Source organism: Leifsonia sp. GW821-FHT13C09, assembly GCF_058806435.1.
Window position 1 is genome coordinate 165,250 of the sequence record NZ_JBXAPS010000002.1, and the last position, 26,784, is coordinate 192,033.

Below are 26,784 nucleotides of genomic sequence, written 5' to 3' on the forward strand. Positions count from 1 at the left end.
CCCGGGCATGCCGTGAATCCGCCGAAAATCCCGCATCCTCCCGTTGCGCGAACGCACAGGGAGGAGGTGAGTGACAAGAGTGACCGAACGTTCCGAGGAGCCACCGCCCGACACCGGCGTGCTCGAGGCGCTCCAGGTCTATCGCGCGGCCGAGACCGCGATGCGGCGGCGCACGGGCGCGGCCATGGGCATCGGCGAGAACGACTTCCTCGCGCTGCGCCTCATCCTCGACAACGCGGCGGAGGGGCGCCGGACGTCCGCCAAGGACGTCAGCGCCTACGTCGGCGTCTCGAGCGCCTCGACCACCGCGCTGGTCGACCGGCTCGTCCGCGGCGGATACATCGAGCGCAGGACGAACGACGCCGACCGCCGGTCGGTGGACCTCGTCCCGACGCGCGCGGCGTTCGGCGACACCGGTCCGCTCAAGGTCGCGCAGGAGCAGATCGCCGCTCAGGCGGCCGAGCTGAGCGAGGAGGAGGCGCGCACCGTGACCCGCTTCCTGACGAAGATGCGGCGGACGGTGGACGGGATCGGGGCGGAACGACACGCGAATAGGCCGGAAAGGTCCTGACGTCAAGGGGATTGTTCGACAACCGAAACAGTTGTTGTGTGGAGCGCGTCAAGGAAAGGACAACCCCTCCATGAACATCCTGCTCATCATCATCGCCATCATCGCGATCATCCTGCTGCTCACCGGCGGCTTCGTGTCGTCCTTGAACTTCCTGCTCTGGGTCGGCATCATCCTCCTGGTTCTCGCGGTGATCGTCTGGCTTGTGCGGCTGCTGACCGGCAGCCGACGCGTATAGGGAGGTCTCCATGAGTCTGGGCACCGGAATCGTCCTGTTCGTGATCGGAGCGATCCTCGCGTTCGCCCTCAACATCCAGGTCGACTGGATCAATCTCCACTTGGTCGGTTACATCCTGATGGTCGCCGGCGTGGTCGGCATCATCATCGGGATCATCCTGCTGACCCGTCGCCGCCGCACCATCGCGACGACACGCTCCACCGTGGACCCCGTGACCGGCGACCGCGTCACCCGACGCGGCGTCGACGACGACATCGTCTGATCGGACCCCCCGGAAAGACGAAGCCCCCGCCGAACGGCGGGGGCTTCGTCATGTCCGGAGGCTCAGCCTTCCATCGAATCCAGGATCTCCACGAGGTCCTCGAACGTGGTCAGCGGGTTGAGGATCGCGAACCGCGTGTTGGTGCGGCCCGCGTGCGAGCTCGGCGTCACGAAGGCGCGCTGCTCGTCCAGGAGTCGTGCCGACCAGAGGGCGTAGTCCTCCTTGGTCCAGCCCTCGCGCTCGAAGACCACGACAGACAGCTGCGGCCGGCGCACCAGGTGGAAGCCCTCGCGGCGGTCGATCTCGTCCGCGATGCGGCGGGCGAGCTCCAGGGAGGCCGTCACGGCGTCCCGGTAGGCGGCGGCGCCGTGGGAGGCCAGCGAGAACCAGAACGGCAGGCCGCGCGCGCGACGGGTCAGGTGCGCGGCGTAGTCGGACGGGCTCCATTCGGTGGCCTCGGTGAGCGTGTCGAGGTACTCGGCGTGCTGGGTGTGTGCGCGACGGCCCTGCTCGGGGTCGCGGTAGAGCAGCGCGCAGGCGTCGAACGGTGCGAACAGCCACTTGTGCGGGTCCACGATGAGCGAGTCGGCCCGCTCGACGCCAGCGAACCGGGGACGGGCGAGCGGCGAGAGCATCCCCGCCAGGCCGTAGGCGCCGTCCACGTGCAGCCAGAAGTCGAACTCGTCCTTCAGAGCGGCGATGGACGCGATGTCGTCTACGATGCCGAAGTTGGTGGATCCTGCGGTCGCGACCACGGCGAAGACGGCGGCGCCGTGCTCGGCGAGGGCCGGGCGGACCGCGTCGCCGGTGAGGACGCCCGACTCGCCGGGCGAGACGGTCACGACCTCCACGTCCATCACGCGCGCGGCCGAGGCGACGGAGGAGTGCGCCTCGGCGCTGCAGACGATGATCCAGCGCCCGGCCGGGTTGCCGCGCTCGGTCCGCGCCTGGTCGCGGGCGGCCACCAGCGCCGAGAGGTTGCCGAGGGTGCCGCCCTGCACGAAGACGCCGCCCGCGGTCGACGGGAGGCCGAACTCGGCGGCCAGCCACGACAGCACCTGGTTCTCGGCGTACACGGCGCCGGAGCCCTCCAGCCAGGACCCGCCGTAGACGGCACTCGCGGACACGACGAGGTCGAACGCGGTCGCCGCCTTCGTGGGCGCGGTCGGAATGAAGGAGAGGTAACGCGGGTGGTCCGTCGTGATGCACGCGGGCGCCAGCACGTGCTCGAAGACGGCGAGCGCGCGCTCGGCGCCCATGCCGTTCTCGGAGACGGTGCGCCCGGCCAGCCGGCGCAGCTCGGACTCGGGCAGCGGCTTGTCGAGCGGCGTGTCCGTCGCAAGGATGCGACGGCGCGAGTAGTCGAGCACGAGGTCGACGAGCTCGGTGGTGGCGTCGGTGACGCTGTGCATGCGGGCGGGGTCGGTAGTCATGGGGCCTCCGCACCAATGCTGGCACACGACTTCAGCACGATTTCGCGGCGGTACGCAGGTTTGCTGCGCATTTGGATACTGGTACGCGGTGGCTTTGCGCGGTGAAGCGGCGATGTCGCCCGACGTGGGCGGTGCGTGGCGTCCGCCCGGGCGGCTAGGCTGCTCCGGTGCCGCTGACCCCGCCTGCCGACATCCCCACCGACGCCGAGCTCGTCGCCGCCCTGGTCGCCGCACAGCATCCCGACCTGTCCGGGCCGCTGCGGCTGGTGTCGGACGGCTGGGACAACCAGCTCTACCGGCTGGGCGAGGCGTACGCGGTCCGCATCCCGCGGCGGGAGGTCGCCGCGCACCTGATCGAGCACGAGCAGCAGATGCTGCCCGGCATCGCGGCGCGTGTGCACGCGACGGTCCCCGCGCCCGTCCGCGTCGGACGGCCGTCGGAGCTCTTCCCGTGGCCCTGGAGCATCGTCGAGTGGATCGACGGAGTCGACGGGGCTTCGATCGGCGCCGACCGGCGGGCCGGGATCGCCGAGCCGCTGGCGGAGTTCGTCGGCGAGCTGGCGGTGCCCGCGCCGGAGGCTCCGCCCAACCCGGTGCGCGGGGTCCCGCTGCAGTCCCGGCGCGACGTCGTGGCGACACGGCTGCGCTCGCTGTCCGGCCGCATGGAGGTCGCGGCGCTGGAGCAGGCGTGGAGGGAGGCGCTCGCAGCGCCGGCCTGGGAGGGGCCTCCGCTGCTGCTGCACGGCGACCTCCACCCGGGGAACCTGCTGCTCACCCCGGAAGGCGGCCTCGCGGCGGTCATCGACTTCGGCGACGTCACGTCGGGCGACCCGGCGACCGACCTGGCGACCGCCTGGTTGACCTTCGACGGCGACGCGCGCGAGCAATTCCGGGCGGCGCTGCCCGTCGCTCCAGACCGCGCGACCTGGCTCCGCGCACGCGGCTGGGCGGTCACGATGGCGAGCGCGCTCGCGACGTCATCCGACGACAACCCCCGCATGGCCTCCCTGGCCCGCCACGCCCTCGACCAACTCGCCGCCGAAACCCCTGACGCAAACCGCCGAGTACGCGGATAATCTGCGTACTCGGCGGTTTTCGCCTGATTTCGGGCGTACTCGGCGGGTGGTTACGCCTGCGAGAGGGTCAGCACGACGTCGTCGCCGGGAGCGGCGGGCACGAAGTCGGCCTCGATCTCGGCGCGCTCCAGGAGCTCGTTCATGCGGCGCTGGCGGTGGCGCGGGATGAGCGTCACGACCGTGCCCTGCTTGCCGGCGCGGCCGGTGCGGCCGGAGCGGTGCAGGTAGGTCTTGTACTCGTCCGGGGCGTCGGCCTGGATGACCAGGTCGATGTCGTCCACGTGGATACCGCGGGCGGCGACGTCGGTCGCGACCAGCACGCTGACCCGGCCGCTGGTGAGCTGGGCCAGGTTGCGCGTGCGGCGCGACTGGTTGAGGTCGCCGTGCAGGCTGACGGCGGGGATGCCGGCGTCGTCCAGCTGGTCGGCCAGCATCTCGGCGAACGCGCGGGTGCGGGCGAAGATCAGCGTCTTGCCGTCGCGGTCCGCGAGCTGCTCGATGATGGCCGGCTTGTCGCGGTGCTCGATGACCAGCACGCGGTGGTCGATGGTCGAGGACGCCTGGTCCTCGCCGGCGACCTCGTGCACGGTCGGCTCCACGAGGAACTCGTCCACGAGCTGCGCCACCCCGGTGTCGAGGGTCGCGGAGAAGAGCAGCTTCTGACCGCCGTCAGACGTGCGCCGCAGGATGCGCTGCACGGGCTCCAGGAAGCCCAGGTCGCACATGTGGTCGGCCTCGTCCAGGACGCTGATGACGACCTCGCTGAGGTCGAGGCGGCCCTGCTCCACGAGGTCCTCGATGCGGCCGGGGGTGCCGATCACGATGTCGACGCCGCGCTGCAGCGCGCCGACCTGGCGGCCCTGGGGGACGCCGCCGTAGATCTGCGTGGTGAACAGGCCGACGCTGCGGGCGATGGGCTGCACGGTGCGGTCGATCTGGAGGGCGAGCTCGCGGGTCGGTGCGAGGATCAGCGCGCGCGGGGCGCGGCCGAGCTGGCGCTTGCCGCCGGACTTGCCGGACTCGGCCCAGAGCTGCATGAGACGCTCGACCATCGGGGCGGCGAAGGCGATCGTCTTGCCGGAGCCGGTGCGGCCGCGGCCGAGGACGTCCTTGCCCGCGAGCACGTCGGGGGTGGTGGCGGCCTGGATGGGGAACGGCGTCTCGGCGCCGAGCTCGGCCAGCGCGCGGACGATGTTGCCGCCGAGGCCCAGGTCGGCGAAGGTCACGCCGTCCACGTCCGCGGCCTGGATGGCCTCGGCCTCCAGACGCTCGAGGACGACGTCCTCCTGCGGGGCGAACGACTGCTTCTCCTCGCGCGACGGATAGAAGGAGGAGTCGCGGCGGGGGGAGCGGTCGTCGCGGTCGAAGCTGCGGCGCGGGCGGTCGGCGTCGTCGCGACGGGGACGGTCGTCCCGGTCGAACTGACGGCGCGGACGGTCGTCGAATTCGCGGCGCGGGGCGCGGTCGGCGCGGTCGAAGTCGCGGCGCGGGCGGTCGTCCCGGTCACGGCGGGGGGCCCGGTCGTCGCGGTCGAAGTCGCGGCGCGGGCGCTCGTCCCGGTCGAAGCGGCGCGGACGGTCGTCGTTGTCGCGGCGCGGCGCGCGGTCGTCCCGGTCGAAGTCGCGACGGGGACGCTCGTCCCGGTCGAAGCGGCGCGGACGGTCGGCGGAGTCGCGACGCGGCGCGCGGTCGTCGCGGTCGAACTGACGGCGCGGGCGGTCGTCGTACTCGCGACGCGGAGCGCGGTCGTCCCGCTCGAACCGGCGCGGGCGCTCGTCCTCGCGGCGGCCGGCGCGGGCGCGGTCGTCCCACTCGCGCTCGGTGCGGCGGGCGTCCTTCCCGCGCGGCTCCCAGTTCGGGCGCTCGCCACGGCCGGTGCGCTCGGCGCCCCGGGCGTCGCCGCGGGTGCCGTAGGTGTCGCGGCCGCGGGCGGCGCGGTCCTCGGCGCTCCAGCGGTTCTTCTTGCCGGTCTCTGCGGACTCGTCGCGGTAGCCGCGGTGCTTCGGGCTGCGGCTGCCCGCGCCCTTCGGCGCGTGCTGCTGCGCGGGTCGTCGGTCGTTCTTCTTGTACGGGGGCATGGTTGTTCTTCCTGGGTTGTTCTCGAGAAATGCGCGGCGGCGCGCTGAAGCGCACCGGAGTTATCCCCAGCAGACATCGCCCGGGGCCGTTCACATCGTGATGAATCCGCTCACCGACTGGCTGCGGAACCGGCCCACTTGACTGACAAACCCATCCGCGCGACAAAAAGGCGCGGTGTCAAGAGCCGACCTCCCAACGATACAGGATCCCGCCTGAGAGGACGCTGCCGATCCGCAACCCCCTCCCGGGCCACGACGGCCGGGGTATACATGGGGCATGTCCTCCGTCGACGCGATCGTCATCGGTTCCGGCCCCAACGGGCTCGCGGCCGCCGTCACCCTCGCCCGCGCGGGGCTGAGCGTCCGCGTCTACGAACGCAACGCGACGCCGGGCGGCGGTGTGCGGACGGAGGAGATCACGCTGCCGGGCTTCCGGCACGACATCTGCTCCGCGGTGCACCCGCTCGCGCTCGCCTCGGGATTCTTCCGCAAGTTCGGGCTGGCGGACCGGGTGCCGTTCATCACCCCGTCGGCCTCCTACGGGCATCCGCTGCCCGGCGGAGAGGTCGCGGTCGCCTACCGCGACCTGGAGCGCACCGCCGACGCGCTCGGCCCCGACGGCCCCGCCTGGCGCGCCCTCCTCGGCCCGCTCGCCCGGAACGCGGACGCGGTGGCGCAGTTCACCGGGTCGTCGCTCCTCCAGGTGCCGCGCGACCCGCTCGTCGCCGCGCGGTTCGGCCTCGCCGCGCTGTCGCAGGGCGGCCCGTGGTGGGACCTGCCGTTCCGCACGCGGAAGCCGGGCGCCCTGCTCACCGGCGTGATCGCGCACGCCACGCTCCCGCTGCCGAGCCTGGCCGCGTCGGCCGCCGGGCTGGCCCTCGCGACCTACGCGCACGCGCGCGGCTGGCCCATCCCGGTCGGCGGCTCGCAAGCGATCGCGGACGCGATGGTCGAGGACATCCGCGCGCACGGCGGGGAGGTCGTCACCGGTGCCGAGATCGAGTCCCTCGGCGAACTGCCCGACGCGCGCGCCGTCCTCTTCGACACCCACGTCGCAATCGCAGCGCGCCTCGGCGAGGACCTGCTGCCCGCCGACTACCTGCGCCGGGTCGCCCGCTTCCGTGACGGCAACGGCGTCTTCAAGATCGACTTCGCGCTGTCCGGACCCGTGCCGTGGACCAACCCCGAGCTGCTGGAGACCGCGACCGTCCACCTCGGCGGCGAGCGCGGTGCGATCGCCCGCTCCGAGCGCGTGGTGGCCGCGGGGCGCGAGAGCGACGACCCCTACGTGCTCGTCTCCCAGCCGACGCTGTTCGATCCGACGCGTGCGCCGGCCGGGAAGCACGTGCTGTGGGCGTACACGCACGTCCCGCGCGGCTCCACGTCGGACCGCAGCGAGGCCGTGATCGCGCAGCTCGAGCGCTTCGCGCCCGGCTTCCGCGACCTGATCCTCGCGCAGACCACGAGGACCGCGCACGAGCTGGAGGGCTACAACCCCAGCTACATCGGCGGCGACATCTCCTCCGGGATGCCCGACCTGTCCCAGCTCGTCATGCGGCCGGTGCTGTCGCCCGACCCCTGGCGGATGCCGGGCCGCGGGCTCTACCTGGCCTCGTCGTCCGCCGTGCCGGGGCCGGGCGTGCACGGGCTGGCCGGCTACTACGCGGCGCGCAGCGCCCTCCGGCACGAGTTCGGGGTGACCCGGATGCCGTCGCTGGCACCGGAGCGATCGGCCGCCGCGCCGGGCGCCCCGGCCAGCGGCTTCAACCAGACCACCGGCTTCATCGATGAGGAGATCGCCTGATGTCCGTCAACACCCGCCGTTTCGCCTGCACACCCGAAGAGGTCTTCCGCGCCCTCGCCGACCCGTGGGTCTTCCCGACCTGGGTGGTCGGCGCGTCGCGGTTGCGCGGCGCGGACGGGCACTTCCCGGAACCGGGTTCCCGGCTCCACCACTCCGTCGGCGTCTGGCCGCTCGTCCTCAACGACGAGACGACCGTCGAGGAGTGGGACCCGCCGAGGAAGTTCGTGATCGAGGCGAAGACCCGGCCGGTCGGGACTGAGCGGGTCGTCATCGAGGTCCAGCCGCGCGGCAGCGGCTGCGTAGTGCGGATGGAGGAGCGTGCGATCACCGGTGTCGCCGCACGGATCCCGCTCGTGATCGCCGACCCCATCCTGTGGATCCGCAACCGCGAAGCGCTGCGGCGGCTGGAGTGGGTGGCGCGCGGGATCGCCCGGCAGAAGTCGCGGAACTAGGTCCTCGGTCGCAGGCTCCCTCGGCGCTGGGGTCGCGGCATCGCTCCGCGCTGCCCCTGAGCTCCACCGCGGAAACCTCTCCGACATCTGGCGTCGCTACCATCGGCGCATGACGACCACGCGCGTGTCCGCCGAGCCCGCCCGCTCCCCCGGCGTCGCCGAGCTGCTGCGCCTGAGCGACGAGTTCACCTTCTCGCTCTACCCGGCCGAGAGCTGCTACCTGCTCGACGTCTCCGAGCTGGAGCGTCCCGGCGTGACCGTGTTCGTCGGACGCGACGAGGAGGGCGCCGCGCTCGGGATGGCCGCGCTCGTCCGCAAGCCCGACGGCGGCGCCGAGCTCAAGCGGATGTTCGTCCACCCGGACGCGCGCGGACGCGGCCTCGCCGGCGGCCTCCTCGAGGCGGTGGAGGCCGAGGCCGCCCAAGCCGGTGTCGCCACCCTGCAGCTCGAGACCGGCCCGCTGCAGCACGCGGCGATCGCGCTGTACGAGAGCCGCGGCTACACGCGCATCCCGAACTTCGGCGACTACGTGGGCGACCCGCACTCGGTCTGCTACGCGAAAGCGCTCTAGGTCCGCGCCGCCACCTTCTTCTTCAGGAAGATCAGCGGCAGCAGCCAGCCGCCGAGCGCCGTCACCACCCAGACCACGAGGGCGGCGAGGATCCAGGTCAGGAGATCGTCCACCCGGATGCCGCCGGGCAGCAGCGACGCGACCAGCAGCGCAACGAGCGTCGACACGAGCCCGATCCCGCCGAGCAGCGCGGACGCGTACTTCCGGGCGAGATTGAAGATGAAAGGCGCCAGGATGCTCTGCGCCACCGCGAAGACCAGCACCGCGACCAGGAGACCCTCCCAGTCGAGGTGGAACCCCGGAAGAACCCAGGAGGCCACCAGCAGGCCGAGCGCCGCGGTGACCACGAAGATCGCCGCTCGGATCAGGAATCGCACCATGCCCGAAGGCTAGCGGCCTCCCGAGCGGGCGAGAACACCCCTTCTGCCGCGCTGTCCGTCCCGCTAGCCTGGCGCCACCGTCCAGGAGGGGGCACCGTGACCGAGCAGAAGACGACCCCGCGCGCGACCCGCGCGCGCACGAACCGCCCGCGCACGAACCGCCCGGGCGGGTCGACCCTGGGGAACTGGACGATCGCACTGCTCGTCCTGGGCTGCGCCCTCGTCCTCATCGGCGGCGGGATGATCGCGGGCGGCTTCGCGTTCGCCGCGCTCACCGCCGGGCGCGGCGGCTCGTGCGACGCCGCGCGGGTCGCCGACGAGGTGCTGCCGAGCGTGGTCACGGTCAGCGTCACGGGCGCCCGCGGGTCGAGCAACGGCAGCGGCGAGATCATCACCGAGGACGGCTACATCCTCACGAACAACCACGTGATCGCCGACGCCGCGACGGGCGCGAAGCTCGCGGTGCGCTTCAGCGACGGCCACGAGCTCCCCGCCGAGCTCACCGGCCGGGACCCGAAGACCGACCTCGCCGTCATCAAGGTGAAGGCCGACGAGCCGCTGCCGGTCATCGCGACCGGCGACTCCGGGGCGCTCGTGGTGGGTCAGCCGGTCGTCGCGCTCGGTGCCCCGCTCGGCCTCTCCTCGACCGTGACGGCCGGGATCGTCAGCGCGCTCGGGCGGACGGTGCCGGTGCCGAGCGACGACGACAGGAACGCCATCCTGGCCGGAGCCATCCAGACCGACGCGTCGATCAACCCCGGCAACTCCGGAGGTGCGCTGGTCGACTGCGCGGGCCGGTTCGTCGGCGTCAACACGGCGATCGCCACGGTGCCCGGCTCCAGCGGGCAGGCGAGCACCGGCAGCGTGGGGATCGGGTTCGCGGTCCCGGAGTCGCTGGCGCTGCCGATAGCGAAGGAGCTGATCGCGCACGGCGAGGTCACGCATCCGGACGCCGGCCTGACCGTGGTGCCGATCCCGCCGGGCGCGGCCGCGGCGTTCGGTGTGGAGGGCGGGCTGTTCGTGCAGTCGATCGTGTCGGGCGGCCCCGCTCAGCAGGCCGGCCTCCGGGTCGGGGACGTGATCACCGCGGTGAACGGCAACCCCGCGACCGACATCGACGTGCTCACGGCGATCCAGGTCACGAGCAAGGCCGGCGACGAAGTGAAGGTCGACTACACCCGCGACGGCGCCGCGCACACGACGACGGTCACCCTCCGCTGATGCCGACGGGTCCGCGGGGTCAGCTGCCGCGGATGCGGCGGGAGAGCTCGGCCGCGGCGTCGCGAATCCGGGCGGCGAGCGCGTCCCACTCGGCGGGCGGCACGTTCTCGCGCGGAAAGGTCACGGCGATCCCGGCAGCGGGCCACCCGGCGTGGTCGCGCACCGACACGGCGACGGACGCGAAGCCGGGCGTCACATCGCCGTCCTCGGTCGCGTAGCCGCGCTCGCGGGCCTCGGCGACGAGCCGGCGCAGCTCGGCGTACGAGTGCGGGCCGGCGCCGGTGCGGTCCTCGAAGGCGTCGGCGTCCGGGTACAGCGCACGGAGCTGCCCGGCCGGGAGGGAGGCGAGCAGGGCGCGGCCGCTCGCCGTCAGGTGAGCGGGCAGCCGGACACCCACGTCGGTGACGAGCCGCGGCCTCCGGGGAGCCCGCTCCTCCACGATGTAGACGACGTCCCGGCCGTGCAGCACCGCGACGTGACCGGACTCGCCGATCGCGTCGACGAGCGCGGCGACGATGGGCCGCCCGAGCCGGCTCAGCGGCTGCTGTCGAGAGAACCCGCTCGACAGCTCGTAGGCGGCGACGCCGAGCCCGTACCGGCGCGCCTCGGGGAAGTGCAGGACGAAGCCGTGCTCGGTCAGCACGGTCAGCAGGTGGTACACCGTCGACCGCGGGAGGCCGAGGGAGGCGGCGATTCCGGCGGCCGGGACCGGACCGCGCTGCGTGGCGAGGTAGGCGAGAACGCGCAGGGTGTTCTCCGCCGCGGGGACCTTGCTCATCGAGGCTCCTCCCTGTCGGTCGACCACCTTGTCTGGTATCCCGGACACTGATGAGCCTAAACCCCGGGCGTGCCGGAGCGCCTCCGGCGCATGATCGGAGCATGTCCGCCTTCACCACCGGTTCCACCTCCGCAACCACCTCACGCGACGACGCCGAGGCCGCGCCCGTCACCGTCGGTGGCCGCCCGCTCACCATCGCCGAGGTCGTCGCGGTGGCCCGCCACGACGCACCCGTCCGACTTGATCACGCGGCCCTCGAAGCCGTCGAGGCGTCGCGCGCGATCGTCGAGGCGCTCGCCGACGACGTCGAGCCGCACTACGGGATCTCCACCGGCTTCGGCGCACTGGCGACCACCTTCATTCCCGCCGAGCGCCGCGCGCAGCTGCAGGCCTCCCTCGTCCGGTCGCACGCGGCGGGGTCCGGCCCGGAGGTCGAGCGGGAGGTCGTCCGCGCCCTCATGCTGCTGCGCCTGGCCACCCTGATGACCGGCCGCACCGGCGCTCAGCGCCGCACGGTCGAGACCTACGCCGCGCTGCTCAACGCGGGCATCACGCCGCTCGTCCGCGAGTACGGGTCGCTCGGCTGCTCGGGCGACCTCGCGCCGCTCGCGCACTGCGCCCTCGCCGCGATGGGCGAAGGCCAGGTGCGCGTCGACGGACGGCTCGTGGACGCCTCCGACGCCCTTGCGGCGGCCGGCATCGAGCCCGTCGTCCTCGCCGAGAAGGAGGGCCTCGCGCTCATCAACGGCACCGATGGGATGCTCGGGATGCTGGCCCTCGCCCTGCACGACCTCGGCGGTCTGCTCACAACGGCCGACATCACCGCGGCGATGAGCGTGGAGGCGCTGCTCGGCACCGACGCGGTGTTCGCGGCCGACCTCCAGGAGCTGCGTCCGCAGGCCGGCCAGGCCGTCTCCGCCGCGAACCTGCGCGCGCTGCTGGCGGACTCCCCGCTCGTGGCCAGCCACAAGGGCCCGGAGTGCACGCGCGTGCAGGACGCCTACTCGCTGCGCTGCTCGCCGCAGGTGAACGGCGGCGCCCGCGACACGGTCGCCCACGCCACGATGATCGCCGAGCGCGAGCTCGCCTCGGCCATCGACAACCCGGTGCTCACCCCGGACGGACGCGTGGAGTCGAACGGCAACTTCCACGGCGCGCCGGTCGCGTACGTGCTCGACTTCCTCGCGATCGTCGTCGCCGACGTCGCGAGCATGTCGGAGCGGCGGACCGACCGCTTCCTCGACCCGGCGCGCAACCAGGGGCTGCCGCCGTTCCTCGCGCACGAGGTCGGCGTCGACTCCGGGCTGATGATCGCGCAGTACACCGCGGCCGGGATCGTGTCGGAGCTCAAGCGTCTCGCTGCGCCCGCGTCGGCGGACAGCATCCCGTCGTCCGCGATGCAGGAGGACCATGTGTCGATGGGCTGGGCCGCCGCCCGCAAGCTGCGCCGCGCGATCGACGGTCTGACCCGGGTGCTCGCGATCGAGCTCATGACCGCAGCCCGCGGCGCCGACCTGCGGGCCCCGCTGCGCCAGGGCCCGGCGACCGGAGCGGTCACGTCGGCGCTGCGCGCCACCGTCCCCGGTCCCGGCCCCGACCGCCACCTGTCTCCCGAGATCGAGGCCGCCGTCGCCTTCGTCGCCTCCGGCGCCGCCGCCTCCGCCGCCCGCACCACCACCCCCCTCCACTAGCAAACCGCCGAGTACGCGGAAAATCAGCCATTTTCCGCCGAGTGCGCAGAGAATTCGCGTACTCGGCGGTGTGAGAAAGGACCGGACCATGCAGGGATCACGACCCGTGCGCGCGGCGCGCGGCACTCAGCTCAGCGCGAAGAGCTGGCAGACCGAGGCGCCGTTGCGGATGCTGATGAACAACCTCGATCCGGAGGTCGCCGAGCGGCCGGACGATCTGGTCGTCTACGGCGGGACCGGCCGGGCTGCGCGCAGCTGGGAGGCGTACGACGCGATCGTCGCGACCCTGCGTGATCTGGAGGCGGATGAGACGCTGCTGGTCCAGTCGGGCAAGCCGGTCGGGGTGTTCCGCACGCACGAGTGGGCGCCGCGGGTGCTGATCGCGAACTCCAACCTGGTCGGGGATTGGGCGACCTGGCCCGAGTTCCGCCGGCTGGAGGCGCTCGGCCTGACCATGTACGGGCAGATGACCGCGGGGTCCTGGATCTATATCGGCTCGCAGGGCATCCTGCAGGGCACCTATGAGACCTTCGCCGCGATCGCCGACAAACGGTTCGGCGGCACCCTCGCCGGCACGCTCACCCTCACCGGGGGGTGCGGCGGGATGGGCGGCGCGCAGCCCCTGGCCGTCACCCTCAACGGCGGCGTCGTCCTGATCGTGGACGTCGACCGCACCCGCCTGCAGCGCCGGGTCGACCACGGCTACCTGGACGAGCTCACCGAGGACCTGGACGACGCGATCGCCCGCGTCACCGCGGCCAAGGACGAACGCCGCGCGCTCTCGGTCGGCCTGGTCGGCAACGCCGCCACTGTGTTCCCCGAGCTGCTGGCTCGCCGGGTGCCGATCGATATCGTCACCGATCAGACCAGCGCGCACGACCCGCTCAGCTACCTGCCCGAAGGCGTCACCGTCGCGGAGTGGCACGACCGCGCCGCCGCCGACCCGGAGGCGTTCACCATCGCCGCCCGGTTGTCGATGGCGAAGCAGGTGGAGGCGATGGTCGGCTTCCTCGACGCCGGCGCCGAGGTCTTCGACTACGGCAACTCGATCCGCACCGAAGCCCAGCTCGGCGGCTACGACCGCGCGTTCGCGTTCCCCGGCTTCGTCCCCGCCTACATCCGGCCCCAGTTCGAGGAGGGCCGCGGCCCATTCCGGTGGGCGGCGCTCTCCGGCGACCCGGCCGACATCGCCGCGACCGACCGCGCCATCCTGGAGCTTTTCCCGAACGACCACAAGCTGGCCCGCTGGATCACCCAGGCCGGTGAGAAGGTCCACTTCGAGGGCCTGCCCGCCCGGATCTGCTGGCTCGGCTACAAAGAACGTCACCTCGCCGGGCTGAAGTTCAACGAAATGGTCGCCTCCGGCGAGCTCTCCGCGCCGATCGTGATCGGCCGCGACCACCTCGACTCCGGCTCCGTCGCCTCGCCCTACCGGGAGACCGAGGCCATGAAGGACGGCTCCGACGCGATCGCCGACTGGCCACTGCTGAACGCCCTGCTGAACACCGCCTCCGGCGCCACCTGGGTCTCGATCCACCACGGCGGCGGCGTCGGCATCGGCCGCAGCATCCACGCCGGCCAGGTCGTCGTCGCCGACGGCACCCCACTCGCGGCGGAGAAGATCGAGCGCGTGCTCACCAACGACCCGGGCACCGGTGTCATGCGGCACGTCGACGCCGGCTACGAGCACGCTGGCGACATCGCCCGCGCGCGTGGCCTCCGTGTCCCCATGCAGGAGGCCGCCGGAGCGGCCTCGGAGCCGGTCGCCCGATGACCCGCGCGACGCTGCTGACCGGGATCGGCGAACTCGTCACCCTGGACCCCGCCCACCCCGGACCGCTCGGCATCCTCCCCGACGCGGCCCTCCTGGAAGTGGACGGCCGGGTCGAGTGGACCGGTCCCGCGTCGGCGGCGCCGCGCGAGGACGCCGACGAGGTCGTCGACGCGGGCGGCGCCGCAGTGATCCCCGGCTTCGTCGACAGTCACACGCACCTCGTCTTCGGCGGCGACCGGTCGGCCGAGTTCGAGGCCCGGATGGCGGGGCGCCCGTATTCCGCCGGCGGCATACGCAGCACGGTCGCCGCGACGCGGGCGGCCTCCGACGACGAGTTGCGCCGGCGTCTGACCGGCTTCGTCCGTGAGCTGCGCGCCCAGGGCACGACCACGTTCGAGATCAAGAGCGGCTACGGCTTGACGGTGGAGGACGAGGCGCGCATCCTCCGGCTCGCCCGCGAGGTCACCGACGAGACCACATTCCTCGGCGCTCATGTCGTCCCCGCGGAGTACGCCTCCGACCCGGACGCCTACGTGGACCTCGTCACCGGGCCGATGCTGGACGCCTGCGCGCCGCACTCCCGTTGGATCGACGTGTTCTGTGAGACGGGCGCGTTCACCGTGCCGCAGTCGCGGCGCATCCTGGAGGCCGGCGCCGCGCGCGGCCTCGGAGTGCGCGTGCACGCGAGCCAGCTCGGCCCGGGCGACGGCGTCGCGCTGGCCGTGGAACTGGACGCGGCGAGCGTCGACCACGGCACGTACCTCACCGACCGCGACGTCGAGCTGCTGGCCGGATCGCGGACGGTCGCGACCCTCCTGCCCGGCGTCGAGTTCTCGACCCGGCAGCCGTACCCGGACGCCCGCCGCCTCATCGACGCCGGTGTGCGCGTGGCGCTGGCGAGCGACTGCAACCCCGGATCGTCCTTCACGTCGTCCATGGCGTTCTGCATCGCGGTCGCGGTGCGCGATATGGGGATGACGGTCGCGGAGGCGCTGCGGGCCGCGACGCTCGGCGGCGCGGAGGCGCTGCGCCGGGACGATGTCGGGCACCTGCGCCCGGGCGCGCGGGCCGACTACGCGGTGCTCGACGCACCCTCGTACGTGCACCTGGCCTACCGGCCGGGGGTTCCGCTGGTTTCGCGCACGCACGTGGCGTGAGCGGAGGGGCACCGGTCGCGGCCGACCGCCTGGGCGACGGCGCTGGTGCTGTCCCTCCCGCGATCTTCCCCGTCCCGGCGTGGCCGGACTGGTGGTGGCGGGTGGCAGGGGCGACCGCCCTGGTCGGGCGGTGGCGGCGGTCATCCCGCTCATCGTGCGGGCGTTCGAGGCGGGGATGCCGCCGCAGCCTCAGTCGGGCTCTCCTCCACCCGTGACGAACGCACCTCCCGCGACGAACCCCGGCTTCCCGCCGCCGCAGTAGCCGCGCGGACTCAGCGCGAGGCGAGCCCCGCGGCCGCCTCGAGCACCAGGAGCGCCGCGAGGCGGACCGTGCGCTGGTCGGGCGCGTCCGCGGTGGCGTCGACCTCTGCGATGTCGATCGAGCGGACGCGGGCGTCCGCAGCCGCGAGCCGCGCGAACCGCCGCAGTTCCCAGGCCGCGAGGCCGCCCGGCACGGAGGCGGGGCAGCCGGGCGCGACGGAGCGGTCACACACGTCCACATCCAGGTCGACGTGGACGGGTCCGCCGGCGGCTCCCGCGATCTCCAGGGCCTCGGCCATCACCTCGTCGATCGTCCGGCGGTGGAGCTCGTCGCGAGGGATGACGGTGATCCCGTACTCCATCGCCCGGAGCGCGTACGCGGCCGAGTTGGCGAAGTCGGCGATGCCGATCTGGACGATCCGGCGGCCGTCGAGGCCGGCCTCCACCAGTCGGCGCACGGGCGAGCCGTTGGAGACGCCGTCGCGCAGGTCGTGGTGGGCGTCGAGTGTCACCAGTCCGGCGGTCGCCACGTCATCGCCCCAGGCGCCGAGCGCGGCCGGGACGGTGAGGGAGTTGTCGCCGCCGACCGCGACGGTGAGCCGAGAGCGTGACACGGCCTCCGCCACGGCGTCGATCGCGCGGCGCTCACCCTCGGGACCGTCGGGCTCCGCCACGTCGCCGGCGTCGGCGAACCGCAGCGCCTCGACCGCCAGCTCGGGAACATGCAGCGAGTACCGGCGCAGCGCCTCCCGCACCGCGCCCGGCGTCGCGTGAGCTCCCGTCGGGGACAGCGACGTGCGCCAGGTCGGGAGGCCGATCAGCGCCAGGTCGACCTGCTCGTCCGGGAGCTCGGCGAGCGACGGCCAGGAACCGGCCCGGGGCCAGAGGGGATCGACGGAGAGGCTCATACCGCGACGCTAGCAACGCCCTCCCCCCGCCGTCGTCCTGGCGCGCCCCTTCGCCGTCTGGTATCCCGGACACGCACTCGACGCCACCCCGGCCGAGGGGCGGCCGGGGAGTCAGAGCTGGCGGCCCCCCGCGGGGGTCGTGAAGACCGGGGGCTCCGGAGCAGTGCCGTCGGGCCCTGCTCCACCCACGGGCCGCTCGGGCTCACCCGCACCGGCCGCGCCGCCGGCCTTCGCCGCCCGCCGCGCCAGCCGCCGCTCGCGCGAGCCCTCCACGAGGTTGTAGAGCGTCGGCAGCACCACGAGGGTCAGCACCGTGGACGAGAGCAGGCCGCCGATCACGACGATGGCGAGCGGCTGGGAGATGAAACCGCCATGGCCGGTCACGCCCAGCGCCATCGGCGTCAGGGCCGCGATGGTCGCGAGCGCGGTCATCAGAATGGGCCGCAGACGGCGCGAGGCGCCGTGCACCACCGCGTCGCTCACCGTCAGTCCGCGGGCGCGGTACTGGTTGACGAGGTCGATGAGGACGATCGCGTTGGTCACCACGATGCCGATCAGCATCAGGACGCCGATGAGCGAGGCGACACCGAGCGGGATGCCCGAGGCGAGCTGCAGCAGGATCGCGCCGGTCGCCGCGAACGGCACCGAGACCAGCAGCAGCAACGGCTGCCGCAGCGAGCGGAACGTCGCCACCATGACGATGTAGACGATCAGGATGGCCGCCAGCAGCGCGATCCCGAGCTGACCGAACGCGCTCGACTGGCTGGACGAGACGCCGCCGATCTTCGCCGTGGCCCCGGCCGGCAGGTCGGCGTTCTTGAGCGCCGTCGTCACCTCCGCGTTGGCGGTCGACAGGTTGTCGGTGGCCGGCGTCGCCGTGACCGTGGACGTCCGCAGACCGCGCGCGGTCGTCACGGTCGACGGCCCCTTGGCCTCGGTCACGGTCGCGACCGAGCTGAGCGGCACGACGCCCTTGGCTGTCGGGATCGGCAGGTCGGACAGCCCGGCGACCGTGGTCGGCGGGTTGGCGCTCTGCAGGTAGATGTTGAGCGTCGAGTTCTCGATCGCGACGGAGCCGATCTGGGTCGGCTGCATCGCCTGCGAGACGAACGTCCCGACGGCGACCTCGCTGAGGCCGGCCTCCGCCGCCTTCGTGCGGTCCACGCTCACCGACACGTACGGCAGCGAGGCGCTCAGGTTGTCGGTGACCTGCTTCAGCGACTGCTGCTTCTTCAGCTCGGCGACGACCGAGTCCGTGGCCTTCTGGAGGTCCGCCGCGGTGCTCGCGTTGATGTCCACTTGGATGTCGGTCGACCCGCCGAACCCGCTCGAGGCGGACACGGTGATGTCGCCGGCGCCGGTGATCGACGCCATCTCGTTCCGAATGGTCGTCTGGAGCTTGTCCTGGTCGGCGTTCGGGTCGGTTGTGACCGAGAACGTCGTGGCGCCCCCGCCGCCCGTGAAGGCGTCCCGCAGCGTCGAGCCGCTGGAGCCGATCGACACCTGCACGGTCTTCACTCCGGTGGTGTGCAGGAGCTTGTCCTCCACCTTCCGGGCGGCGTCGTCCTTCGCCTGGAGGCTCGCGCCCGGGTCCAGCGTCTGCGACACGGTCAGCGAGTTCTGGCCGCTCGACCCGAGGAAGTTGGTCTTGAGCAGCGGGAACGAGAAGAACGTCAGGATCAGCACGACGACCGCGGCGACGACGGTCAGCACGGAGTGCTTCAGCGTCCAGCGGATGATCGGGAGGTAGCCCCGCTGCAGGCGCGACGGATGCTCCAGCTCGTCGTGGCCGGAGGCCGTGGCCTCCGCGACCGAGAGGTGCGCGGCCTCGTCCTCCGCCTCGCCGCCTTCGTGCTTGCGGGCCTTCGGCGCGCGCAGGAACCAGTACGCGAGCACCGGCACGATCGTCAGCGCGACGAGCAGCGACGAGAGCAGCGCGATGGTGACGGTCAGCGCGAACGGCCGGAACAGCTCGCCCGTGACGTCGCCCACGAACGCCAGCGGCAGGAACACCGCCACCGTCGTGATCGTGGACGCCGTGATCGCGCCGCCGACCTCCCGCACGGCGCGGATGATCGTGACGGCTCGGTCCACGCCGGGCACGAGCTGCCGTTTGATGTTCTCGATGACGACGATCGAGTCGTCCACGACGCGGCCGATCGCGATCGTGAGCGCGCCGAGCGTGATGATGTTGAGCGTGTAGCCGCTCGCCCACATCACGATGAAGGTGATGAGCACGCTGGTCGGGATGGACACCACGGTCACGAGCGTGGAGCGCACAGACAGCAGGAACACCAGGATGACGATGACCGCCATCGCGAGGCCGAGCAGGCCCTCCTCGGCGAGCGAGTTGATCGACTGGGTGATGAACGGCGCCTGGTCGAACACGACGGTGATCGTGGCGTTGTGGCCGAGCTTGGTCTCCAGGCTCGGGATGAGCGCGGACACCGCGTGCGACACGGCGACGGTGTTCGCGGAGGGGAGCTTGGTGACCGCGATGGTGAGTGCGGGCTTGCCGTTGACGCGGGAGAGCGAGCTCACCGGGTCGTCGGTCTGGGCGACCGTGGCGACGTCGCCGATGGTCTTCGGCGTGGCGGCGGCTGCGGCCGCGGCCGCGGACTGGCTGGAGGCCGCGCCTCGTGCGCCGGCGCCCCCGGAGGCCGCACCCGTGCCGCCGTTCCCGCCGGTCGTCCCTGCGGCCCCGTTCGCGCCCGTCGCGCCTGCGGCGCCGGAGCCACCCGTTGCGCCGGAGCCACCCGAAGCACCCGACGCACCCGAAGCGCCCGACGCACCCGTGCTCGACTTGATCAGCGGCAGCCCCGAGATGTCCGCCACCGACGTCAGCTGCGCGCCGGACTGGATGGTGAGCGTCTGTCCGTTCTCGGTGATCGAGCCACCGGGCAGCAGCACGCCGTTCTGCTGGAGGGCGTCCTTGATCGCCGACGCGCTGAGACCCGCCGCGGCGAGCTTGGCCGTGTCCGGCGTGATGGTGATGCGCTGACCGACCTCGCCGACGAGCTGCGCGTCGTTGACGCCGCTGACGGCCTTGATGTCGGGCAGGGCGAGCTTGGTGATGTCGTCGCCGAGGGTTCGCTGGTCGGTGTCGCTGCTGACCGCGAGCTGGATAACGGGGAGGTCGTCGATCGAGCCGGAGAGCACCTGCGGGTTGACGCCCGAGGGCAGCGTCGACTTGATCCGGTTGATCGCCTGGTCGATCTTCTGCTCGGCCGTGGCGAGGTCGGTGCCGTACGTGAACTTCGCCGTGATGATCGACTGGTTGGTGCTGCTGACCGCGGACGTGGAGTCGAGGTCGGGCACGCCCTGGATGGCGGCCTCCACCGGCGTGCTCACGTCGTGGTTGACGACCTCGGGCGACGCGCCGGGGTAGCTGGAGAGCACGACCAGCTGCGGGAAGGAGATCGACGGTGCGAGCTCCTGCTTGAGGCTGGTCAGCGCGACGCCGCCGAAGATGGCGGCCACGATCGTGATCAACGCGATCAGGGCGCGGTTCTTCATGCTGAGAACGGCGAGATAGTGCACGGAGGTCCCCTTGGCGAATGTGAGTGCTGGCACGCGACGACGGCGGCGCTGCCAAAGTATCTCATTGCAGCCTGTGCAAGTTCCTCATCCCCAGGTACCACGTCTCCGCCGACGCAGGCCGTACCGGTGGAGGAGCCTCACACCACGCTGGGGAGCGCCGCCGCGTCGTAGTAGGGCGCGGGCTCGACCGAGGCGACGGCCCAGGCGCGCTCCAGCGCGGCGAACGCGCGCCGCGTCTCGTCCTCGCTGTACGTGATCGGCACGCGCAGGAACCGCTCGAACGCGCCGTCCAGACCGAACCGAGGACCGGCGGCGATGAGGAGGCCGTGGTTGCGCGCGGCGAGCGCGAGCGCCGAGCTGACCGGCGCGCCGATCCCGATCCAGGCCGCGAGCCCGCCGTGCAGCCGCGGGATGCGCCACTCGGGGAAGACCTCCGCCGCCAGCCGGCGCACAGTCTCCCGCCCCGCGGCCAGCTGCCCGCGGCGCTCTTCGAGGATCTCGTGCGTCTGCGGCAGCATCCGCGCGACGACGAGCTGCTCGATCATCGGCGTCCCCAGGTCGGTCGACGGCTTGGCCGCGATCAGGCGCTGGATCAACGGGCGCTCGGCGCGGATCCAGCCGATCCGGAGGCCGCCCCAGAGGCTCTTGGAGGCCGAGCCGATGAGCAGCACGGGCGGATCCCCCGCCGTGCGGTGGGCGTAGCACGGCAGCGGCAGGTACTGGCCGGGCCGGTCGATGTCGAGGTCGGCCGTCGTCTCGTCGCCCACCACCACCGTCCCGTGCGCGGCCGCCGCGGCGAGGATGCGCTCGCGGGTTGCGGGGGACATGGACGCGCCGGTCGGGTTGTGGAAGTCCGGTATCAGGTACGCCAGCGCCGGGCTCGCCCGGCGGATGGCCTGCTCGGCGGCGTCGGCGTCCCAGCCGTCCTCCTCGGCGGCCTCGCGGCCGTCCGTGCCGAGCGGGTGCGGGGCGTCCGCCGGCGGCGTGACCGTGATGGGGAGCAGCCGGGCACCGGCCAGCCGCAGCGCCTCGGTCGCGTGCGGATAGGTGGGCATCTCCACCAGCGCGCGGTCGCCGCGCGACAGGAAGGTGCGGGCGATGAGCGCGATGGCCTGTTGCGCGCCGACCGTCACCAGCACCTGGTCGGCACTGGTCGGGAGGCCGCGCTCGGCGTAGCGGTCGGCGATCGCCTGTCGCAGGTGCGGGAGGCCGACCGGGTCGTAGCCGGAGTCCGGCAGGAAGTGCGGCAGCTCCTCGGCCGCGGCGCGTGCGGCTGCCGGGAGGGAGGCCGCGGCGGGCAGCGCGGCCTTGGTGAAGTCGAGCATCCCCTCGCCGCCGGTCAGCGGCAGCGCGAGCGCCGGGCCGGGGAGGCGCGCGACGCTGCCCGAGCCGCGCACGCTGTCGAGGAAGCCGCCCTCCCGGAGTTGCCGGTAGGCCGCGCTGACCGTGGTGCGGCTCAGGTCGAGCCGGCCCGCCAGGTCGCGCTCGGCGGGCAGGCGGGTGCCGATCGGGATGCGGCCGTCCAGCACGAGCAGGCGGACCCGGTCGGCGAGCGACTGGTAGCCGGGGGCGGCCCCGCGCCAGTCGCCGAGCAGCGACTCCAGGGAGCGGGCGGTCAGTTGGGCGTCGGGCATGCGGGCCACTTTATCTGAATTGGCATCTTGTTGTAAGGCCAATCGAGCGATTGGATTGTCAGCATGTCCCGCTTCCTTCTCACCCGCCGCCTCGGCCAGCTCCTGGTCGGGCTGTTCCTGTACGGCATCGCCATCGCGCTGATGGTGCGGGCGGGCATCGGCGTCTCGCCGTGGGACGTGCTGGCGCAGGGGGTGTCGTACAAGACGGGCATCCCGTTCGGGTTGGTGACCAACCTGGTCGGCGTCGTCGTGCTGGCCTTCTGGATCCCGCTGCGGCAACGGCCGGGGCTCGGGACGGTGCTCAACGTGCTGTTGGTCGGGCCGAGCGCGCAGCTCGGGCTGTGGATCATCCCGCAGCAGACCGCGCTCTGGGCGCAGGTGCTGGTGTTCGCCGCCGGCCTGCTGCTGCTCGCGGTGGCCACCGGCCTCTACATCGGCCCCAAGCTGGGCCCGGGCCCGCGCGACGGGCTGATGACCGGCCTCCACGCGCGCACCGGCCGGCCGATCTGGGCCGTTCGCACGGCCATCGAGGTCACGGTGCTCATCATCGGCTGGTTCCTCGGCGGCAACGTCGGCGTCGGGACGCTCGCGTTCGCGCTGCTGGTCGGGCCGCTGTGCAGTCTCACCCTCCCGTTCTTCGCCATCCGGCTGCCGGAGACCGCGCCCGCGGACGCCGAGCTGGAGGGCGAACTCGAAGGCACGGCGGAGCAGGGCCCCGGCCTCCGCGCGGAGGGTGCGGACGAGCGGGATGCCGTCCGTTTCGACGTGCGAGACGGCATCCTGCTCGAGTCCGACGCGGCCACGCGCTCACGGGCGGTCGACCGGGCGGCTTCCCCGCTGGTGCGCGGCCCGCAGCCCGACCGCGCCCCCTCCGACCCGGCGGCGGCGCGCCGCCCCTCCCGCCTCATCGCCGCCCACTGGCTCGACGACCGCCTCACCGGCCGCACCCGCCGCCCCCGCACCCGCCGCGCCTAGCCGGCAGCTGCCGAGTACGCGAAATCAGGCGAAAACCGCCGAGTGCGCAGACAATCTGCGTACTCGGCGGTTTGCTACAGGGCCTCGGCGTAGATGCGGAGGGCGTCGCGGACGAAGGTGGCGCCGGCGGCGCCGCCGTAGTTGGCGGCGAAGCGCGGGTCGGCGACGTACATGTCGCCGAGGCCGGTCAGGTAGGCGGCGCGCGGGGCGCCGGTGCCGTAGCCGGGCGTGCCCGGGATGTCGGCCAGCCAGTCGGCGTGCCGGCGGGCGAGCGCCTGCGCCTCCTCCGACGCGGGGTCGACCCCGCGGGCGGCGGCGGCCATCCAGTCGGCGGCGAGCGCCTTCTGCCGCTGCTGCCACCCGGCGCGCTCCTCGGCGGTCATCCCGCGCCACCAGCGGTCGGACGCCGCGTAGGCGTCCTTCCCCCAGCGCTCCTCGACCTCCTCCTTGTACCGGGTGTGGTCGAAGCCGTCGAACATCTCCTCAGCCACGATCTCCCCTCCTTCCTCCACAGCGTGGATCGTCGACTCGACCGACGCGATCTGCCGCGCCAGCCGTTCCCGCTCGCTGCGCAGCCAGGTCAGGTGGTCGCGCAGGGCGGGGACCGCATCCTGCCGGTCGTCGAGCACGCGGGCGATGGCCGGGAGCCCGAGCCCGAGGTCCCGTAGCAGGAGGATGCGCTGCAGCCGCACGAGGGAGTCGCGGTCGTAGTGCCGGTAGCCGTTGGCAGCGACCCGGCTCGGCGACAGCAGGCCGAGCTCGTCGTAGTGACGCAGCGTCCTGCTCGTCGTGCCGGCGATGCGCGCGATGTCCTGGATGCTCCAGTCCACGGTCGCCTCCACCATGATCCGTCTCCTCTCGTGTGATGCAGTCACCACGTTAGAAGTTGACGTTACGTCAAGGTCAAGCCCCGGCGCGATACTGTCGTCCGGTGCGCGCAATCCGATCGATGACCACCGTCGCCCCCGGCATCCTCTTCGTCGAAGGACCGGCCTCCAACTGGACCGTCTTCCACGGGCAGGGGCGCGTCGAGCTGGTGGACTGCGGCTATCCCGCCGACCGCCTACTGGTCGAGGAGTCCGTCCGCTCGACGGGCCTCGACGTCTCGGCGCTCGCCCGGATCATCGTGACGCACGGGCACTCCGACCACCTGGGCGCGGCACGCGACTACAGTGAGCGCTCAGGAGTGGAGGTGCTGGCCACCGCGAGCGAGCTGCCGAACGTCCGGCGCGAGGTCACCGAGCAGGTCACAATCGCGGACCTGCTGCCGGTCGCTCTGCGCCGCGGCACGATCCCGTGGGCGGTGTCGGCCATCCGCGCGGGCGGCCTGGGCGACGTCGGCGTTCCATCCGCGCAGGCGATCACGGCCGATGTGCTGGAGCTGTCGACGGGCCACCGCCTGGAGGTGCTGCCCACGCCCGGCCACACGACCGGCCACGCCTGCTTGTTCGAACCGGAGGCCGAGGTCTTGATCACGGGCGACGCACTCGTGACCGGACACGCGCTGCTCCCCGACAAGGGCGAGCCGCAGCAGCTCCCGAGGTTCTTCCATCACGACGCCGACGGGGCCGAGGCGAGCGCGCAGCGGCTCAGCCTGTGCGACGCCCGCTGGGTGCTGCCCGGCCACGGCCCGGCGCTCCGGTTGTAGGCGCCTACCGCTTCGCCCGCGCCGGCACCGTCTGCTGCTCGTCCGAGCCCTGCGGCGTCCGCTCGTCGGCGGCCACGGGCGGCACCGCCAGCTCCCCTGGCGCCGCGAACTCGCTCGACTCGCTCAGCGTGATCGGCGTCGGGTGGATGTGGATGCGCGCACGCGCGGCCGACGCCGGCGCCAGCGGGCGACGGGCGACGGGCCGCACCGGCTCGCCACGGCGGTCCTGTCCCGGCAGCGGCCGCGACCGGCGGCCGTAGATCAGCGACGAGGAGTCGAGCAGCCACGGGACGAGCGCCACGGTGACGCCGTGGCACAGCATGAGCTGCTTGCTCAGGCGGCGGGCGCGATGGTTGTGCAGGAGCGACTCCCACCAGTGGCCGACGATGTACTGCGGCAGGTAGACCGTCACCACCTCGGAGCCGTGCTCCTCGCGGCGGTGTTTGAGGTACTTGATCAGCGGGACGCCGAACTCGCGGTACGGTGACTCGATGATCGTCAGCGGGACGTGGATGTTCTGCTCGATCCATTGCCGCTGCAGCTTCTGCGTGGCCTCCTCCTCGATGGAGACGTGCACCGCCTCGATCGAGTCGTGCCGGGCGGCGATCGCGTAGTCCAGCGCCTTCAGGGCAGGCTTCTGCATCTTGCCGATGAGGACGATGGCGTGGTCGCCGACGCTGCCGAAGGTGGTGACCGGGTCGACCTCGATCTCCTTCTCGACATCGCGGTAGTACCGGTTCACACCGAGCATCAGGAACCAGAGGATCGGCATGAAGATGAACACGAGGTACGCGCCGTGCGTGAACTTCGTGATCGTGACGACGATCAGCACGACGAAGGTCAGCGTCGCGCCGAACGCGTTGATGCAGAGCGAGCGGACGATGCTGCTGCGCTCGCGCTGGCTCAGCACCGCCGCGCCGTCCGTGCCGCTGCCGCGCAGCATCGTGACCCAGTGCTTCACCATCCCTGACTGGCCGAGCGTGAACGACACGAAGACGCCGATGATGTAGAGCTGGATGAGCTGGGTCAGGTTCGCCTGGTAGACGAGCAGCAGGACGGTGGCGGCGAGCGCCAGCAGGATCATCCCGTTCGAGTAGACGAGCCGGTCGCCGCGGGTGTTCAGCGCCTTCGGAGCGTACGAGTCGCGGGCGAGCACCGAGCCGAGCAGGGGGAAGCCGTTGAACGCCGTGTTCGCGGCGAGCAGCAGCACGACCGCGGTGGCCGCCTGCACTATGAAGAAGAAGACGGTGTTGTTGCCGAACGTCGCCGCGGCGATCTGCGCGATGAGCGAGCGCTGCGGGGACGTCGCGCACTGCGCCCAGCCCTGGAGGTCGCAGGGGTTCTCGGCGTAGTGCACACCGCTGATGAGCGCCGTGGCGGTGAGGCCGGCGAACAGGACGATCGCGATGCCGCCCATCATCGCGAGCGTGGTGCGGGCGTTGCGGATCTTGGGCGTGCGGAAGGCGGGAACGCCGTTGGCGACGGCCTCCACACCGGTCAGCGCGGAACAGCCGCTGGAGAAGGCGCGCAGCAGGAGCAGCACCATCGCGGCCTGCGTGACGCTGCTGCTGTGCACGCTGTAGCCGGCCGACTCGGATACGGGCGCGTGGCCGAGCGCGGTGCGGACCAGCGCCGTGACGACCATCACGAAGATGCTGCCGATGAAGATGTAGGTGGGGAGCGCGAACGCCTTGCTCGACTCCCGCACGCCGCGCAGGTTGACGGCGGCGAGGATCACGACGCAGAGCACCGCGAGCCCCACCCGCCACGGCGCGAGGAACGGCAGCGCCGAGATGACGTTGTCGACGCCGGACGCGACCGACACGGCGACGGTCAGCACGTAATCGACCAACAGGGCGGAGGCCACGACCAGGCCGGCCTTCTCACCGAGGTTCTTGTGCGCGACCTCGTAGTCTCCGCCTCCCGAGGGGTAGGCCTTGACCAGCTGCCGGTAGCTCAGCACCACCGTGACCATCAGGATGACGACGGCCGCGGCGACCCAGGGGGCGAACGTCAGGAACGACAGGCCGCCGAGCAGCAGGATCATCAGGAGTTCCTGCGGAGCGTAGGCGACGCTGGAGAGAGCGTCGCTGGCGAAGATGGGTAGGGCGAGGTGCTTCGGGAGCAGCTGTCCTTCGAGCTTCTCGCTCGGAAGCGGGTCTCCGATCAACCAGCGCTTCGGGGATCTCCCCTCATTTGTCACGAGGGACGAGAATACTCGCTGCCAAAACGCTGTCAAATCGGCGCGTCGCGTCGTCGGCGGAAGGCGATTCCGCAAACACTGGGTCGGCGCCCCGCGGAGCATCCGTTGCCGCGGATTCTCGCGGGAGTCGGC

The 26,784-nt window shown here is 72.3% G+C and carries 22 protein-coding genes; 13 read left to right on the forward strand and 9 right to left on the reverse strand.

Going from position 1 to position 26,784, the window contains the following annotated elements; translation table 11 throughout:
• The first annotated feature begins 79 nt into the window (after nucleotides 1-79).
• The 3 genes from AC1ROW_RS08900 (at nucleotide 80) to AC1ROW_RS08910 (ending at nucleotide 1,068) form a co-directional block, all read left to right on the forward strand.
• Nucleotides 80-571, forward strand: a complete 492-nt coding sequence (locus AC1ROW_RS08900; protein WP_493018521.1) for a MarR family winged helix-turn-helix transcriptional regulator — start codon at nucleotides 80-82, stop codon at nucleotides 569-571.
• 70 nt (nucleotides 572-641) lie between these two features.
• Complete coding sequence (locus AC1ROW_RS08905; protein WP_185276055.1) at nucleotides 642-806, forward strand: hypothetical protein; 165 nt, start codon at nucleotides 642-644, stop codon at nucleotides 804-806.
• A gap of 10 nt (nucleotides 807-816) precedes the next feature.
• A complete protein-coding gene (locus AC1ROW_RS08910) occupies nucleotides 817-1,068 on the forward strand; it encodes a DUF6458 family protein (RefSeq protein WP_493018522.1) in 252 nt (83 codons plus the stop codon).
• A gap of 62 nt (nucleotides 1,069-1,130) precedes the next feature.
• Here the strand turns inward: AC1ROW_RS08910 and AC1ROW_RS08915 are convergent, their stop codons facing one another.
• Nucleotides 1,131-2,501, reverse strand: coding sequence for a pyridoxal phosphate-dependent decarboxylase family protein (locus tag AC1ROW_RS08915; RefSeq protein ID WP_493018523.1), 1,371 nt, complete (start codon nucleotides 2,499-2,501; stop codon nucleotides 1,131-1,133).
• A 167-nt stretch (nucleotides 2,502-2,668) separates the two neighbouring features.
• Here AC1ROW_RS08915 and AC1ROW_RS08920 point away from each other — a divergent pair, with 167 nt between their 5' ends.
• Complete coding sequence (locus AC1ROW_RS08920) at nucleotides 2,669-3,577, forward strand: aminoglycoside phosphotransferase family protein (RefSeq protein ID WP_493018524.1); 909 nt, start codon at nucleotides 2,669-2,671, stop codon at nucleotides 3,575-3,577.
• A 50-nt stretch (nucleotides 3,578-3,627) separates the two neighbouring features.
• Here the strand turns inward: AC1ROW_RS08920 and AC1ROW_RS08925 are convergent, their stop codons facing one another.
• Nucleotides 3,628-5,655, reverse strand: a complete 2,028-nt coding sequence (locus tag AC1ROW_RS08925) for a DEAD/DEAH box helicase (protein ID WP_493018525.1) — start codon at nucleotides 5,653-5,655, stop codon at nucleotides 3,628-3,630.
• A 277-nt stretch (nucleotides 5,656-5,932) separates the two neighbouring features.
• Between AC1ROW_RS08925 and AC1ROW_RS08930 the strand changes: the two genes are divergently transcribed.
• From AC1ROW_RS08930 to AC1ROW_RS08940, 3 genes are all read left to right on the forward strand, one after another.
• Nucleotides 5,933-7,459, forward strand: coding sequence for a phytoene desaturase family protein (locus AC1ROW_RS08930; protein ID WP_493018526.1), 1,527 nt, complete (start codon nucleotides 5,933-5,935; stop codon nucleotides 7,457-7,459).
• Nucleotides 7,459-7,911 carry an SRPBCC family protein gene (locus AC1ROW_RS08935; protein ID WP_493018527.1) on the forward strand — a complete coding sequence of 151 codons (453 nt, stop codon included), beginning with the start codon at nucleotides 7,459-7,461 and terminating at the stop codon, nucleotides 7,909-7,911. Before AC1ROW_RS08930 ends, AC1ROW_RS08935 begins: the two co-directional genes overlap by 1 nt.
• Nucleotides 7,912-8,020: 109 nt before the next feature.
• Nucleotides 8,021-8,482 (forward strand): GNAT family N-acetyltransferase, encoded by a 462-nt coding sequence (locus AC1ROW_RS08940; RefSeq protein WP_493018528.1) that lies wholly within the window; start codon nucleotides 8,021-8,023, stop codon nucleotides 8,480-8,482.
• Here the strand turns inward: AC1ROW_RS08940 and AC1ROW_RS08945 are convergent.
• Complete coding sequence (locus AC1ROW_RS08945; protein WP_493018529.1) at nucleotides 8,479-8,862, reverse strand: phage holin family protein; 384 nt, start codon at nucleotides 8,860-8,862, stop codon at nucleotides 8,479-8,481. The two genes, AC1ROW_RS08940 and AC1ROW_RS08945, sit on opposite strands and share 4 nt — an antisense overlap.
• 96 nt (nucleotides 8,863-8,958) lie before the next feature.
• Here AC1ROW_RS08945 and AC1ROW_RS08950 point away from each other — a divergent pair, with 96 nt between their 5' ends.
• Nucleotides 8,959-10,083 (forward strand): S1C family serine protease, encoded by a 1,125-nt coding sequence (locus tag AC1ROW_RS08950; protein WP_493018530.1) that lies wholly within the window; start codon nucleotides 8,959-8,961, stop codon nucleotides 10,081-10,083.
• Between the two features lie 19 nt (nucleotides 10,084-10,102).
• Here AC1ROW_RS08950 and AC1ROW_RS08955 read toward each other — a convergent pair whose 3' ends face one another.
• Nucleotides 10,103-10,861: an IclR family transcriptional regulator gene (locus tag AC1ROW_RS08955; RefSeq protein ID WP_493018531.1), complete on the reverse strand. Its 759-nt coding sequence runs from the start codon at nucleotides 10,859-10,861 to the stop codon at nucleotides 10,103-10,105.
• A 101-nt stretch (nucleotides 10,862-10,962) separates the two neighbouring features.
• Here AC1ROW_RS08955 and hutH point away from each other — a divergent pair, with 101 nt between their 5' ends.
• The 3 genes from hutH (at nucleotide 10,963) to hutI (ending at nucleotide 15,483) form a co-directional block, all read left to right on the forward strand.
• Nucleotides 10,963-12,552, forward strand: coding sequence for a histidine ammonia-lyase (hutH, locus tag AC1ROW_RS08960; RefSeq protein WP_493018532.1), 1,590 nt, complete (start codon nucleotides 10,963-10,965; stop codon nucleotides 12,550-12,552).
• 88 nt (nucleotides 12,553-12,640) lie between these two features.
• Nucleotides 12,641-14,326: a urocanate hydratase gene (gene hutU / locus AC1ROW_RS08965; RefSeq protein WP_493018534.1), complete on the forward strand. Its 1,686-nt coding sequence runs from the start codon at nucleotides 12,641-12,643 to the stop codon at nucleotides 14,324-14,326.
• Nucleotides 14,323-15,483: an imidazolonepropionase gene (hutI, locus tag AC1ROW_RS08970; RefSeq protein WP_493018535.1), complete on the forward strand. Its 1,161-nt coding sequence runs from the start codon at nucleotides 14,323-14,325 to the stop codon at nucleotides 15,481-15,483. The genes hutU and hutI overlap by 4 nt, the downstream gene beginning before the upstream one ends.
• Nucleotides 15,484-15,755: 272 nt before the next feature.
• Here the strand turns inward: hutI and AC1ROW_RS08975 are convergent, their stop codons facing one another.
• The 3 genes from AC1ROW_RS08975 to yczR form a co-directional block, all read right to left on the reverse strand.
• A complete protein-coding gene (locus tag AC1ROW_RS08975; RefSeq protein ID WP_493018537.1) occupies nucleotides 15,756-16,652 on the reverse strand; it encodes an arginase family protein in 897 nt (298 codons plus the stop codon).
• Nucleotides 16,653-16,763: 111 nt separating this feature from the next.
• On the reverse strand, nucleotides 16,764-20,192 hold the full coding sequence (locus AC1ROW_RS08980) for an efflux RND transporter permease subunit (RefSeq protein ID WP_493019004.1): 3,429 nt from the start codon (nucleotides 20,190-20,192) through the stop codon (nucleotides 16,764-16,766).
• Nucleotides 20,193-20,329: 137 nt separating this feature from the next.
• Nucleotides 20,330-21,826 carry a MocR-like transcription factor YczR gene (yczR, locus tag AC1ROW_RS08985; RefSeq protein WP_493018538.1) on the reverse strand — a complete coding sequence of 499 codons (1,497 nt, stop codon included), beginning with the start codon at nucleotides 21,824-21,826 and terminating at the stop codon, nucleotides 20,330-20,332.
• 63 nt (nucleotides 21,827-21,889) lie between these two features.
• Here yczR and yczE point away from each other — a divergent pair, with 63 nt between their 5' ends.
• Nucleotides 21,890-22,801, forward strand: coding sequence for a membrane protein YczE (yczE, locus tag AC1ROW_RS08990; RefSeq protein ID WP_493018539.1), 912 nt, complete (start codon nucleotides 21,890-21,892; stop codon nucleotides 22,799-22,801).
• A 74-nt stretch (nucleotides 22,802-22,875) separates the two neighbouring features.
• Here the strand turns inward: yczE and AC1ROW_RS08995 are convergent, their stop codons facing one another.
• Nucleotides 22,876-23,631, reverse strand: a complete 756-nt coding sequence (locus tag AC1ROW_RS08995) for a MerR family transcriptional regulator (RefSeq protein ID WP_493019005.1) — start codon at nucleotides 23,629-23,631, stop codon at nucleotides 22,876-22,878.
• A 119-nt stretch (nucleotides 23,632-23,750) separates the two neighbouring features.
• Between AC1ROW_RS08995 and AC1ROW_RS09000 the strand changes: the two genes are divergently transcribed.
• Nucleotides 23,751-24,449: an MBL fold metallo-hydrolase gene (locus AC1ROW_RS09000; RefSeq protein WP_493018540.1), complete on the forward strand. Its 699-nt coding sequence runs from the start codon at nucleotides 23,751-23,753 to the stop codon at nucleotides 24,447-24,449.
• 4 nt (nucleotides 24,450-24,453) lie between these two features.
• Here the strand turns inward: AC1ROW_RS09000 and AC1ROW_RS09005 are convergent, their stop codons facing one another.
• Nucleotides 24,454-26,619, reverse strand: coding sequence for an APC family permease (locus AC1ROW_RS09005; protein WP_493019006.1), 2,166 nt, complete (start codon nucleotides 26,617-26,619; stop codon nucleotides 24,454-24,456).
• Nucleotides 26,620-26,784: the final 165 nt, after the last annotated feature.